This window comes from Corynebacterium faecium (assembly GCF_027257105.1).
Taxonomy (GTDB): Bacteria; Actinomycetota; Actinomycetes; order Mycobacteriales; family Mycobacteriaceae; genus Corynebacterium; species Corynebacterium lehmanniae.
Window position 1 is genome coordinate 135,364 of record NZ_JAPYJX010000003.1, and the last position, 12,456, is coordinate 147,819.

Genomic DNA, 12,456 nt, shown 5'->3' on the forward strand with positions numbered 1-12,456 from the left:
TTACCAAAAAGGTTCCCGCGAGCGCAGTGTTCGCTGAAACCACGGCTGAAGCCCACCTCGCCGGGGCGGGGTTATGGTGGAATTCCATGGGAGTTTTCGACAGCGCCCGCCGCGGCCCTAGAACCGGCGGCGAGGTGGTGCGCAGCCACATCGCTCAAGCTGCCGGTGGCACGGACGCGTACGTGTTTTCCTACCGCCACTTAGAGGTCCACGCGTACGTGCTAGCCGAGCCTGTCCCCCACGTGTTGTACTGCACCTACGGCAAGTCCCGCGTGGAGTCTTCCCAGCCGTCCGCGGGCACACAGACGGAGCTCACCTTGCGGATGCCGGGCACGCCTGCGCTTCCCGACGAGTGGCCGGCCCGCCTGCTCGCCCGCGCCGCCCGCGACGACATCGAGCCGGGCCACTACCTCGTGCTGGACCACCCGCGCGGCACGTTGGCCGGTTTCGCGTTTGTCACCGACCCTGTCCTCGGCACGCTCGACGGGCCCACTGGCCGGATCCGCTTCACCTACGCCGTCGGCCTCAACGGCGACGACGTGGAGTACATGTTGTCCTGGGACCCATTGAAGTTCGCGGCCTTTGTCGGCGACCGCGTGCCGCTGGGGCTGAGCTCCACGGACCGCGATCCAATCGCCGCCGATCCGCAGGTCCGTGCGTTGTTGGAGGAGGCGGTGGGGGCCGAAGGGTCGTCGATAGGCGCGATGCACGCCCGCTACCTCGAGGTCGACGCCGGGGGACGCGTGGACCTGGACCCGGCGGCTGCGCACGCAATCATCCGGGCGGCACGCCACCGGATCCTGCATGGGCGAACGTTTGCGCTGCTCAAAGGCGACATTTGGTTCCTGCTGGACCCGCAATTGTCGGCGGCGGAGCTCACCGACGACCACATCGCAGTCCCGGCCACCACGGCGCTCGCCCACGAGCTGCTCGCAGTGTTCGACGCGGTGCCAGGCCTCTACCGCCTGCGCACCGCGCCGCTGGAGATTCGGGTGGTGGACCCGACTACTTAAAGACGGTGCCCCACTCGTCGCGCTTGTCCAAAAACGCCTGCGCCTCGCGCTTGGCGGCCTCCAGGTCGTGGCTTGCGCCCCAGCCGCACTGCTTCTCGTTGGCGGCCGGCACCTCGTTGGCGTTGGTGATGTCGGTGAGCGTCTTTTCCACCAGCTCGGCGACCTCCTCCTCAGCGACGTCGCCGGAAAGCATGAGGTAGAAGCCGGTCTGGCAGCCCATCGGGCCGAAGTCGATGACGTTGTCCGCGTGGTTGCGGGCGTGCTCGGCGAACATGTGCTCCAGCGAGTGCACCGCCGGCATCTCCAGGTGCTCTTCGTTGGGCTGCTTGAAGCGGATGTCCCACTTCACCAGCGTGTCGCCCTTGGGCAGCTCCTTGCGGTCCGCGAGCCGGATGAACGGGGCGGCTACCTTGGTGTGGTCGAGGTTGAAAGATTCCACATTCATACGATCAGTCATGACCTTGACTCTACTGATCGGAGACGCACATGCCCACCTCCCTTGTTTGGTTCCGCGACGATCTTCGCGTCACGGACAACCCCGCGCTGTCGTGGGCGGCTTCGCGCGGGGAGGTCGCAGGTGTGCTTATCGACGACACCTCCGGGCCCCGACGACTCGGCCGCGCCGTCTCGTGGTGGCGCGAGCGCAGTGTGGCATCGCTAAGCACTAAGCTCCCAATAATCCGCGAGCAGGGCGATCCCCGCGAGATCATCCCTCGCTTGGCCAGGGAGCTCGGCGCGGAGGTGGCGTGGAACCGCCGCTACGACGCCGTCGATGTTGACGCCGAGGTCAAGCGCGCGGTAGGCGCGCGCACGTTCCCCGGGTTCCTGCTCGCGGAACCGTGGAAGATCAACACCGGCGCCGGCACCCCGTACCGGGTGTTCACGCCGTTTTACAAGGCCGTGCAGCAGCACCTTCTCGCGCACCCGCCGCAGCCCATTTCCGCGCCGGCGTTGCCGGGCGGCACGCGGCTGGTGGTTCCGGAGGCGCCGTCGTGGGCCGCTGGCCTGGCCGAGCACAACACACCCGGCGAGGACGCTGCGCTCTCGCGCTTCCACGAGTTCTTGGACGGGCTCTCGGACGGGCACAGCTACGACAACAACGACTTGAGCCCCGGCGCGACCTCGGGCCTGAGTGCGCACCTGCGCTTCGGGGAGCTCTCGCCGGGCTATGTGTGGGCAGAAACGGCGGCGTTTGCGGAGGCGCACCCGGCAGCCGCGCCCCACGCGTGGGCGTTTTTGCGCCAGCTGGTGTGGCGCGAGTTCGCCTAGCACCGCCTGTACCACCTGCCGGATCTGGCGGTGCGCAACGTGCGCAGCCAGTTCGACCGGTTCGAGTGGGCGTGGAGTTCGCACGCGGCGCCGTGGGATCACGCCCTAGCCTTCGCGGATCCTGCGATGGAGCCGGACGTCGACGCCGCCCAGCACCTGGGCCAGTTGGCGCAGTGGCAGCGCGGCGACACCGGCGTGCCGCTGGTGGATGCCGGCATGCGCGAACTGTGGGAAACCGGACGCATGCATAACCGGGTGCGCATGGTCGCCGGCTCCTGGCTGACCAAGAACCTGGGCATCCATTGGCGCCACGGCGAGGAGTGGTTCTGGGACACGCTCGTGGACGCCGATGCCGCCTCCAACCCGTTCAACTGGCAGTGGGTGGCCGGCTCGGGCGACGACGCCGCACCGTACTTTCGCATCTTCAACCCACTGACCCAGCAGGAGAAGTTCGACCCCTCCGGCAAGTATGTCGGACGCTGGGCGCCACAGGCGCTGCTGCCCGGCTACCCGGAGCCGATGGTGGACGTGAAAGCATCGCGCAAAATCGCACTCGAGGCGTACAACGACATCAAAGGCGGCGTATAGGATCGGCCGCGTGAGCCAACTGATCCGCCGTACCGTCATATTCCTCGTCGCGCTGCTTGCTGCCACGACCGCCTCCCCCGCTACCGCGCAGCCCGCGGGCAACGTGGTGGTCTTCGGCGACTCGTTCGCAGCGAACCCGGACCAGTATCTCAACACTGTGCTGCGTTTCGCCGACGGCACAGGCCTTTCCCCCACCTCCTCCGAGCGCGTGCTCCGAAACAACCCGAGCGAGTCCGGATGCCTCCACGGCCCGGGCAATTGGCCGAGCCAGCTCGGGGCACGCACCGACGCCGCGGTTGCGGACTGGTCGTGCGCCGGCATCACCTCTGGGCAAATGCTTGGCCGCATCGACCACGCTGTGCACACCGGCGCGCTGAACGCAGGCACCCGGGCGGTGACGTTGGGCGCCGGCTTCAACGATCACTGGCGCCCGCTACTGGACAAGCCCGGCACCACCTACGATGTCGCGCGCACCCGCGAGCAGTACTTGGCCAACATGCGCGCCGCCGCGGCGAAAATCCGCGCCGTGGCGCCGAACGCGAAGATCATCATCCCCGGCATGCTTTCGGTGACCGGAGCAAACGGCGCAATCTGCGCCTTCAACGTGGTGCCCAACGTTCCGCTCGGCGTGCCCACTCCGACGGTGCACGGCTGGGAGCAGCACCACCGTAACAACCAGCGCGAGGCCGCGCGCCAAGTAGGCGCGGCGTTTTTGGACATCAACGCCCAGTCCACCGGCCACAGCACCTGCGCCCGCGACGCCGACCGCTGGGTCGCAGGACTTGTCGACACCACCACCGCCAGCTACAACATGGTTTTCCATCCCTCCCGCGCCGGGTCCGCATTCGTGGCCGACCAGGTCGCCCGCGCGCTGTAACGCAGCCCAGGCGTAAGCTCGGGCCAATGACACCGTTGCAGAAGTTCCTCATCCCCTTGTTCGCCGGCGCGGGCGTGCTGCACTTTGCAAAGCCGCAGCCTTTCGACGACATCGTGCCCGACGCCCTCCCCGGCTCCGCACGCAGCTACACGTACGTCTCCGGTGCGGCCGAGCTCGCCGCAGCTGCCCTGCTGGCGAATCCCAAAACCCGCGCGGCCGGCGGCAAGTTCGCCGCGGCCCTGTTGGCGGCGGTGTGGCCGGCGAACTTCCAGATGGCGTGGCAGTGGCGCAACGAGCCCTGGCAGAAGCAGATCATTTCCATCGGACGCCTGCCGCTGCAGATCCCGCTGATCAAAGCTGCGCTCGGCGCGGCGAAGAAGTAACTGCCTCAAACCGGCCCTAGGAGGATCGGTCGCTGCTTACACTTTGGCTGCATCTCATTTCCCACGGAAGGTCAAGGAGCAGTCATGAGCAAGTTTGAAAACAAAGTTGCGCTGGTCACCGGCGGCGCCTCCGGCATCGGTGAGGCCATCGCGAAACGTCTCGCCAGCGAGGGCGCCAAGGTGGTGGTCGCCGACATCAACGGCGACGCCGCCAAAGACGTCGCCGCCGCAATCGAGGCGGACGGCGGCGCCGCAGCCGCGTTCCGCCAGGACGTAGCCAGCAAGCAGGACAACGAGGTGGCCGTGCAGTTCGCCGTGGACACGTTCGGCGCGCTCCACCTCGCAGTGAACAACGCTGGTGTGGGCGACCACACCCCGCTGGCGGACAAGGACCTGGCCGACTGGGACAAGGTCATCGCCATCAACCTGTCCGGCGTGGCCTACGGTTGCCACTACCAGCTCAAGCAGTTCCTCGCGCAGGGCGACACGGAGCAGTGCGCGATTGTGAACATGTCCTCCATCCACGGCTCCGTGGGCCGCGCCGGCGGCATCGAGGCCTACACCGCGGCCAAGCACGGCGTGGTGGGGCTGACCAAGTCTCTGGCAGCGGACTACGCCGCCACCGGCATCCGGGTCAACTGCGTGGGTCCGGCGTACATTGACACGCCGCTGATTCAGCGGGCACAGGGCGAGGCCCGCCAGGCACTCGTCGATAAGCATCCTGCTGGCCGCCTGGGCGAGCCGGAAGAGATCGCGGCGGTGGTGAGCTTCTTGCTTTCCGACGACGCTTCGTTCGTCAACGGCTCCTACCACCTCGCCGACGGCGGATACACCGCCGTGTAGTGGTGCCCCCAGTCGGGCTCGAACCGACACTGGGCGGATTTTAAGTCCGCTGCCTCTGCCAATTGGGCTATAGGGGCGACGGGGAAACATCGTACTTCCCCCGTGCCTCCGGGCGGGAATCGGTCGGCCGTTTTCACCGAGCGGAGCCGGCCTCCCCGCCCTACACTCACTGTGCGAAAACTAAGTTTCGCCTGAGTTTGCGCTCAGCTTCTGAACGACAGTAAAGGCAGTGGCACATGACTATTCAGCTCCCTCCCCCGCTCGACCAGATCATCAAGAACCTCAATCTCGAGCAGCTCATCGCGGCTGTCGCAGGCGTGTTTGTTGTCGGCGGCCTCGTCGGCGGCGCGATCGGTGCCGCCGCCGGTGGCAGCTCGGAGGCAACCGGCTCCAGCAACGGTGCTGCCCCGTCCGCGCCCGCCCCTGAGGTCGACGGGCCGGTGCTTGAGGCCCGCGCGAAGCTGTCGGCGCTCTACCAGGCCCCGGGCCCGGATTCCGGCAAGGACGCCTTCGACGGCAACGGCCAGACCCACCCGTTTAAAGGCCAGGTCATCCCGGGCTTTTCCGGCATGATCGAAAAGGGCGACGGCGAGTTCTACGCCCTGCCCGACAACGGGTTCGGCTCCAAGCAGAACTCGTCCGACTTCCTGCTGCGCATCTACACGGTGAAGCCGAACTGGGAGACCGCAGAGACCGCGAAGGACCCGAAGGACGTCGGCGGAATCGACGTGCTGGACTACGTCGCGCTGAAGGACCCGAACAACACAATCCCGTGGGAGATCGTCAACAACGACACCAAGGACCGCCTGCTCACCGGCGCCGACTTCGACCCGGAGTCCTTCGTTCGCGCGGCAGACGGCACCTTCTGGGTCGGCGAGGAGTTCGGCCCTTACATCCTGCACGTGGACAAGGACGGCACGCTTCTCGACGCCCCGTACCCCTACCCCGGCGTAAAGAGCCCGTCGAACCCGACCCTGGGCAAGGACGAAAAGCCGAACCTGCGCAACTCCAAGGGCTTCGAAGCGATGGCCACCGACGGCCGCTACTTGTACCCCATCTTCGAGGGCTACCTGGACAGCGCCACTGACAAGCGCGAGCGCGTGATCTCCCAGTTCGACACCGAAACCGGCAAGTACACCGGCAAGACCTGGAACTACCTGGCAGAAGGCGACGACGCCCTGATCGGCGACGCGTTTTTGACCAAGGACGGCCGCCTGCTCATGCTCGAGCGCGACGATTTCCGCGGCTCGGACGCGCAGCTGAAGAAGGTCTTCGAGGTCAAGGACTTCGCGGACGCGAAGCCCGGCTCCACGGTGAAGAAGGAACTGATGGCGGACCTGCTCGACATCGCCAACCCGTCCAAGATCGGCATGGTTTCCGACGCCCGCGCCTACGGCGTCGGCGACCCGTTCCAGTTCGCGCTGCTCAGCGTCGAGACAATTGTCCAGCTCGAGGACGGCCGCTACCTCACCGCGCTGGACAACAACTTCCCGGGCGACGACGGCCGCTACCGCGGCAAGCCCGACGACACCGAGATGATCATCTTCTCCGTGAAGTAGCTGTCGGGGATGCTTGGCCTGCGGGCCGGTAACCTAAACTTCCGTGTTTGCGGAAGTTGACGGACAAAAGCCCCACGTGACCAGGCAATGGCTGTTCTTGGTGCCATGCGCGCTCGGCGCACTCGGCCTGTTTCTCGCGCGCCGCGCCGGCGACGGCACCGCCGGCTTCTACTGGGCCACCGCGTTTACGGCGGTGGTCTACGCGGCCGCGTGGTGGCTGTGGGGCAGCCGCGAGACGTTTGCGGGGCCCCGCAAACTTCTCGACGTCCTCCGGGGCACCCTCATCGGCGCCACCCTCGCGGTTGTGTTCGTCTTCGGCGCGCTGGTGGTGCAGCATATCCCGTTGCTGGCCGGCCCGGCGGCGGAGCTGCTGCAGACCCCGAACAAGGGCGGGTACTTTCTCACCCTGCTGGTGCTGGTGGTCAACGGCGCCGGCGAGGAGATGGTCTTCCGCGACGCAGTGCCACGCCAGCTGCGCGGCATGGGCCTGTCGGTGGTGCAGGCAGGCGTGTGGTCCACGCTGGCCTACTGCCTGGTCACCTGCGTGATGGGCGTGCCGCTTCTGGTTTTCGCCGCCGGCGTGCTGGGGGCGGTGACCTACTACGAGTCCGTGAAAACCGGCAGGCTCTACTCCCCTATCGCGGCGCACCTGACGTGGAGTATCGGCATGCTGCTGATCCTGCCGCGCTTTTTCTAGGCAAGCCTCTCAGCAGCCCTGCTACTCGCTGACGGAGAACACCTTCTTCTTCGGCGCCTTGTCGGCGGCCGCAGAATCCGCAGCAGCACCCGCGACGGAGATCTTCGGGGCGTCGAGCATCTCCGTCATGAAGTCGGCGACCCACTGCAAAAGCTCCAGGTCGCGCAGGTTCGGCGCGTTCAGCGCGCGCTTCGCCCCGCCTTCGCGCGGCATCGGCACCTGCAGCGCCTTCGCTGCAGCGCGGAAGTTCGCGCCCGGGTAGAGGCGCTTCAGGCACACCTGCTTGGAGTCCGGCAGCTCGACCGGGTGCAGCTTGATGCGGCTGCCCTGGGTGAGGATGTCGGAAACGCCGACCTGGCGGGCCTGGTTGCGCAGTCGTGCCACGGCCATGAGGTGTTCAACCTCGGTTGGCAGGGCGCCGAAGCGGTCGACCATGTCGTCGGCGGCGGCGGTAAGGGCGTCGTCGTCACGCGCCTCCGCGAGCTTGCGGTAGACCTCCAGGCGCAGGCGCTCGGAGTTGATGTAGCTCTCCGGGATGTGCGCGTCCACGGGCAGGTCCACGCGGATTTCTTTGGGGCCTTTGTCGGTGGCGTCGATGGGCTCGCCGCTCATGAGCCCCTTGAAGGTTTCCACGGCCTCGCTGACCAGGCGGACGTACATGTCAAAGCCCACGCCGGCGATGTGGCCGGACTGCTCGGCGCCGAGCACGTTGCCGGCGCCGCGCATCTCCAAGTCCTTTTGCGCCACGGCGATGCCGGAGCCCAGATCGTTGTTCTGCGCGATGGTGGCCAGGCGGTCGTAGGAGGTCTCCGTGAGCGTTTTGTCCTTCGGGTACAAAAAGTACGCGTAGGCGCGCTCGCGGGAACGGCCGACGCGCCCGCGCAGCTGGTGCAGCTGGGACAGGCCCATGTTCTGGGCGTTTTCCACGATCAGGGTGTTGGCGTTGGCGATGTCCAGGCCGGTTTCCACGATGGTGGTGCAGACCATGACGTCGTAGTCGCGGTTCCAAAAACCCTGCACGGTCTGCTCAAGCACCTGCTCGCTCATCTGGCCGTGGGCGACCACGATGCGTGCCTCTGGGACCAGCTCGCGCAGCTGGCGGGCGGTCTTTTCAATGTCGGAGACTTTGTTGTGGATGTAGAAGACCTGGCCGTCGCGGAGCAGCTCGCGGCGGATTGCGGCGGCGACCTGCTTGTCCTCCTGCGGGCCCACGTAGGTCAGCACCGGGTGGCGGTCCTCCGGCGCGGTGGTAATGGAGGTCATCTCGCGGATGCCGGTCAGCGACATCTCCAGGGTGCGCGGGATCGGCGTTGCGGTCATGGTCAGCACGTCCACGTGCGACTTCAGCGCCTTGATGTGCTCCTTGTGCTCCACGCCGAAGCGCTGCTCCTCGTCCACGATGATCAGCCCGAGGTTCTTCCACTGCACGCCCGTTTGCAGCAGTCGGTGGGTGCCGATGACGATGTCCACGGAGCCGTCCGCAAGCCCGGAGATGATCTTTTTCGAATCGGCGGCGGTGGTGAAGCGCGACAGTTCGCGCACGGTCACACCGAAGCCGTCCATGCGCTGGTTGAACGTGGAGAAGTGCTGCTGGGCCAGAAGGGTCGTGGGCACGAGCACCGCGACCTGTTTGCCGTCCTGGACCGCCTTGAATGCGGCGCGCACGGCGACCTCGGTTTTGCCGAAGCCCACATCGCCCACGATGACGCGGTCCATCGGCGTGGGCTTTTCCATGTCCGACTTCACCGCTTCGATGGCGGTGAGCTGGTCTTCGGTCTCCACGAACGGGAAGGCGTCTTCCATCTCGTGCTGCCACGGGGTGTCCGGCGCGAACGCGTGGCCCGGCGCGGCCTGGCGCTTGGCGTAGAGCTCCACCAGCTCGCCGGCGATTTCGCGCACCGCGGCGCGCGCCTTGCGCTTGGTGGATTTCCAGTCGGAGCCGCCCATCTTGCTTAGCGACGGCTTCTCGCCCCCGGTGTACTTACTCAGCAGGTCCAAAGACTCCATCGGCACCCACAGCTGGTCGCCGGGCTGTCCGCGTTTGGCGGGCTGGTACTCCAGCACGATGTATTCGCGGCGCGAGTCTTCGTCGCCGGCTTTGACGGTGCGTTCCGCCATCTTCACGAACTTGCCGATGCCGTGGGTGTCGTGCACCACGAAATCGCCGGGCTGCAGGGCAAGCGGGTCGACGCGATTGCGGCGGCGCGGGGCGCGTCGTTTAGCACCTGCGATGTCGCCGACGCGGTTGCCGGTGACGTCCGTTTCGGTGACCACGACGAGGTTCGGCCCGCCGAAGACCAGACCAGCGTGGGACAGCGCCTGGTACAGGGTCACGGCGCCCTCGACCGGCTCAAGGCCCGGCGTGGCCACGCGCGCGGACACGCCGTGCTCGCGCAGGCGTTCCGCCATGCGGTCGATGGTGCCCTTCGCCGGTGCGACGAACGCGACCTTGCCGTGGTTCTGCCCGATATGGAGCTTGAGTGTGGCGTAGAGCTGCTCGATCGCCTTCGGGTCGCCCTTCGGCGCGGGCGCGGCCTCGAACTCCAGCGGCAGCGTCTCCGCGTCGTCGGCGGCGAACATGCCGGGCGGGGCGAACGTCCACCAGGCGTTGCCGGCCTTGGACGCGGAGACCTCCAGCGACTCGTACGAGCGGTACGACGAGGCGGACACGTCCAGGCCCTCCACCACCACAGGCCCCTCGGCGCCCATGGCCGCGGCCTCCCAGCCGGCCTCGAGGAACTCGCGGTCCGTCGCCTCCAAGTCGGCGATGCGGGCGCGCACCTTCTCCGGGTTGGTCACCAGCACCACGGAACCGGCGGGCATGAGCTCCGGCAGCACCGAATACTGCTTGTCCGTCAGCACCGGGATGAGCGCCTCCATGCCGTCCGCGGGCTGCTTCTCCGAGATGCGGGCGAGCAGCGACGACAGCGTCGGGTTCGAGGGGAATTTTCGCGCGAGGTCGTCGGCTTTGGCGGCCACGGTGTCGTCGATAAGCAATTGCCTCGCGGGGTGCAGCTCAACCGAGCGCACCTCCTCGATGGTGCGCTGGTCCGCGACGGCGAAGGAGCGGATGTCGGTGACTTCGTCGCCCCAGAATTCGATGCGCACGGGGTTTTGCGCGGTGGTCGGGAAGACGTCGATGATGCCGCCGCGGGTGGCGAACTCGCCGCGCGAGGCCACCATGTCCACATGGTTGTACGCGAAGTGCACCAGCTGCGCGGTCAGCTCCTCGAAGTCGCGCTCCTCATCCACCGCGACGCTGATCGGCTCCGCCGGCGGCAGCACCGGCTGGCACACCGCGCGCGCCGCCGCGACGATCACGCGCGGCATGTCCCACAGCACCTTCGAGCGACGCCCCACAATGTCCGGCGCCGGCGAAAGACGCTCGTGCGGCAGCGTCTCATACGCCGGGAACTGCGCCACCTTCTCCTCGCCCAAAATGGCCTTCAACTCCGCGGCGAGATCCTCCGCCTCGTGGCCGGTGGCCGTGACAAGCAGCACCGGTGTCTCGCGCGCAATCGCGCCCGCCGCCCAGGAACGCACCTGGTCAATGCCCGTGACGTGCAGCGAATCCTCGCCCACGTGCGTGACCAGACCTTTCAGCTTCGGGTCCGTCAGCGCCGCGGTGAGCAAACCGCCCAACACGGGCGGGGTGGTGTCAGTCATGTGTCTTACGCATCCTTCTCTGCGGTTTCGCCGCTTGTCTCGTCGCTCGCGCTTTCGCTCGCCTCGCCGCTTCCGTACACGCGCGGCTGCGCCTCCATCCCCCGCAACCCGTTCCAGCACAGGTTGGAAATATGCGCCGCCACGGTGTGCTTGTCGGGCGTGCGCTCGTCCAGCCACCACAGCGCAGAATTGGAGACGGTGCCGACAAGCGCCTGACCGTACAGCCCCGCCATCGCCTCGTCGAGCCCGCGGTGCTTAAACGCCTCCCCCAGCAGGTAGCTCACCTCCGCGGTGACGCGGTTGAGGATCGTCGAGTACGTCCTGCCCTCCCCCGGCAGCTGCCCGTGCGCGAGGATGACAAACCCGTCCGTTTGCTCCTCCACGTAGGTCAGAAGCGCCAGCACGCCGCGCTCGATGCGGTCGCGCCACGGGCCGGCTTGGATGTTCGACGTAATCGTGCGCTCCAGCCGGGCCATCTCCAGCCGCACAACTTCCTGGTACAGGCCTTCCTTGCTGCCGAAATGCTCGTACACCACAGGCTTGGACACCCCGGCGCGCGCCGCGATCTCCTCCATGGAAATACCGTCGAGCCCCCGCTCAGCGAATGCTTGCCTGCCCACTCCGATCAACTGATCTCTGCGCTGGGGTGCCGTCATTCGCCTACGAGCCATGCGCCCTAGCTTAGAGCGTCGTAGTGTTAACCCCGTCTTTGGCAGTTGACGGGTCTGGTCTACAATCAACGGTGCTATTCCCCATGGTGTAATCGGCAACACTACGGTTTTTGGTACCGTCATTCTAGGTTCGAGTCCTGGTGGGGAAGCTTTTTTATTGGAGGGGTACATGAAACGCCACATCGTTTGGCTCATGGCATGCGGGGTCCTTGCGGGGTGCACTTCGGAGCCCTCGCCTATCGACGCCCCTCCGGCCCCCACCGCCAACCACCAGGACAACGAGCACAGCGCCGAAGCCGCGGGCGGTGCTGTTGGCGGCTCTGCTGGAGGTTCTGGCGACAGTTCTGCTCGCAGTTCTGCGGATGCTCCCGCCGTGTTCCACTTCAAAAGCGGCACCCTCGAGATCGGCGACTTCGACCCCTACACCCTCGGCGACGACATCTTCGACCCCTGCACCGAGATCTCGCCAGAGGAATTCGCCGCAGCCGGCTTCGACAACGTCGAGCCGATCCCAGAGGAGTACGCGGGGCTGGCCAAGGGGCTAAAGCTCTGTCATTTTTCCAATAATCCCCAGTTGCCTGCCGAAGGGTTTGCCCAAAATAACGCTTCTCGCGGAGAAGTTGAAAAACAAGTTACTTTGCTTCCGGGGTACGAATCCGTTCTGTTGCCTCAAATATTTGTGTACGGCCCCGTCAGTGACTTCGGTGCTCACTGTTACGCGCAACTGGATACCGTTCGTGGGGGGCTTGTCTCCCTAGCAAGTGGATGGGACGAAGAGACATCCCAGGACGCTATTTGCCACGCAGCGGTTCAGAACCTGGAAAAGTTGTACAGGGCGAATGCAGGCTGATGCTCACTAAAGTGAACACTCTCTTTTAATGCAACATCCG

Annotated in this window: 12 protein-coding genes and 1 tRNA gene; 9 read left to right on the forward strand and 4 right to left on the reverse strand. The window is 66.3% G+C overall.

Features of this window, described 5'->3' with window-relative positions; translation table 11 throughout:
- The first annotated feature begins 86 nt into the window (after positions 1-86).
- Positions 87-1,013 carry a suppressor of fused domain protein gene (locus O5O53_RS04155; RefSeq protein WP_269509301.1) on the forward strand — a complete coding sequence of 309 codons (927 nt, stop codon included), beginning with the start codon at positions 87-89 and terminating at the stop codon, positions 1,011-1,013.
- Here the strand turns inward: O5O53_RS04155 and O5O53_RS04160 are convergent.
- Positions 1,006-1,470, reverse strand: a complete 465-nt coding sequence (locus O5O53_RS04160) for an S-ribosylhomocysteine lyase (protein WP_239306064.1) — start codon at positions 1,468-1,470, stop codon at positions 1,006-1,008. The genes O5O53_RS04155 and O5O53_RS04160 overlap by 8 nt on opposite strands.
- 29 nt (positions 1,471-1,499) lie before the next feature.
- On the opposite strand from O5O53_RS04160, the gene O5O53_RS11695 reads away from it, so the two are divergent.
- The 5 genes from O5O53_RS11695 to O5O53_RS04180 all read left to right on the forward strand — a co-directional run bounded on the left by O5O53_RS11695 (position 1,500) and on the right by O5O53_RS04180 (position 4,973).
- Positions 1,500-2,282, forward strand: coding sequence for a deoxyribodipyrimidine photo-lyase (locus O5O53_RS11695; protein WP_367616713.1), 783 nt, complete (start codon positions 1,500-1,502; stop codon positions 2,280-2,282).
- Positions 2,283-2,288: 6 nt separating this feature from the next.
- On the forward strand, positions 2,289-2,870 hold the full coding sequence (locus O5O53_RS11700; protein WP_367616718.1) for an FAD-binding domain-containing protein: 582 nt from the start codon (positions 2,289-2,291) through the stop codon (positions 2,868-2,870).
- Between the two features lie 10 nt (positions 2,871-2,880).
- Entirely contained in the window at positions 2,881-3,747 is an 867-nt protein-coding gene (locus O5O53_RS04170) for a GDSL-type esterase/lipase family protein (protein ID WP_269509305.1), read from the forward strand.
- A gap of 26 nt (positions 3,748-3,773) precedes the next feature.
- Positions 3,774-4,130, forward strand: coding sequence for a DoxX family protein (locus tag O5O53_RS04175; RefSeq protein ID WP_269509307.1), 357 nt, complete (start codon positions 3,774-3,776; stop codon positions 4,128-4,130).
- Positions 4,131-4,214: 84 nt separating this feature from the next.
- A complete protein-coding gene (locus O5O53_RS04180) occupies positions 4,215-4,973 on the forward strand; it encodes an SDR family NAD(P)-dependent oxidoreductase (protein WP_269509309.1) in 759 nt (252 codons plus the stop codon).
- On the opposite strand, the gene O5O53_RS04185 is transcribed toward O5O53_RS04180, so the two are convergent.
- A tRNA-Leu gene (locus O5O53_RS04185) sits at positions 4,974-5,050 on the reverse strand.
- Positions 5,051-5,209: 159 nt separating this feature from the next.
- On the opposite strand from O5O53_RS04185, the gene O5O53_RS04190 reads away from it, so the two are divergent.
- Positions 5,210-6,532, forward strand: a complete 1,323-nt coding sequence (locus O5O53_RS04190) for an esterase-like activity of phytase family protein (protein WP_269509310.1) — start codon at positions 5,210-5,212, stop codon at positions 6,530-6,532.
- 43 nt (positions 6,533-6,575) lie between these two features.
- Entirely contained in the window at positions 6,576-7,229 is a 654-nt protein-coding gene (locus tag O5O53_RS04195; protein WP_269509312.1) for a CPBP family intramembrane glutamic endopeptidase, read from the forward strand.
- A 21-nt stretch (positions 7,230-7,250) separates the two neighbouring features.
- Here the strand turns inward: O5O53_RS04195 and mfd are convergent, their stop codons facing one another.
- Both mfd and O5O53_RS04205 read right to left on the reverse strand, forming a co-directional pair.
- Positions 7,251-10,895: a transcription-repair coupling factor gene (mfd, locus tag O5O53_RS04200; RefSeq protein WP_269509315.1), complete on the reverse strand. Its 3,645-nt coding sequence runs from the start codon at positions 10,893-10,895 to the stop codon at positions 7,251-7,253.
- 5 nt (positions 10,896-10,900) lie between these two features.
- The gene (locus tag O5O53_RS04205; protein ID WP_269509317.1) at positions 10,901-11,566 is read right to left on the reverse strand and encodes a TetR/AcrR family transcriptional regulator; all 666 of its coding nucleotides are present in this window, start codon (positions 11,564-11,566) and stop codon (positions 10,901-10,903) included.
- A 169-nt stretch (positions 11,567-11,735) separates the two neighbouring features.
- Between O5O53_RS04205 and O5O53_RS04210 the strand changes: the two genes are divergently transcribed.
- Entirely contained in the window at positions 11,736-12,416 is a 681-nt protein-coding gene (locus O5O53_RS04210) for a DUF3558 family protein (RefSeq protein WP_269509319.1), read from the forward strand.
- The last annotated feature ends 40 nt before the right edge of the window (positions 12,417-12,456 follow it).

Bases quoted from the DNA above. Each gene is read 5' to 3' on its own strand.
- O5O53_RS04155 (WP_269509301.1), top strand. From the start codon at position 87: ATGGGAGTTTTCGACAGCGCCCGCCGCGGCCCTAGAACCGGCGGCGAG.
- O5O53_RS04160 (WP_239306064.1), bottom strand. From the start codon at position 1,470: ATGACTGATCGTATGAATGTGGAATCTTTCAACCTCGACCACACCAAG.
- O5O53_RS11695 (WP_367616713.1), top strand. From the start codon at position 1,500: ATGCCCACCTCCCTTGTTTGGTTCCGCGACGATCTTCGCGTCACGGAC.
- O5O53_RS04175 (WP_269509307.1), top strand. From the start codon at position 3,774: ATGACACCGTTGCAGAAGTTCCTCATCCCCTTGTTCGCCGGCGCGGGC.
- O5O53_RS04180 (WP_269509309.1), top strand. From the start codon at position 4,215: ATGAGCAAGTTTGAAAACAAAGTTGCGCTGGTCACCGGCGGCGCCTCC.
- O5O53_RS04190 (WP_269509310.1), top strand. From the start codon at position 5,210: ATGACTATTCAGCTCCCTCCCCCGCTCGACCAGATCATCAAGAACCTC.
- mfd (WP_269509315.1), bottom strand. From the start codon at position 10,895: ATGACTGACACCACCCCGCCCGTGTTGGGCGGTTTGCTCACCGCGGCG.
- O5O53_RS04205 (WP_269509317.1), bottom strand. From the start codon at position 11,566: ATGGCTCGTAGGCGAATGACGGCACCCCAGCGCAGAGATCAGTTGATC.
- O5O53_RS04210 (WP_269509319.1), top strand. From the start codon at position 11,736: ATGAAACGCCACATCGTTTGGCTCATGGCATGCGGGGTCCTTGCGGGG.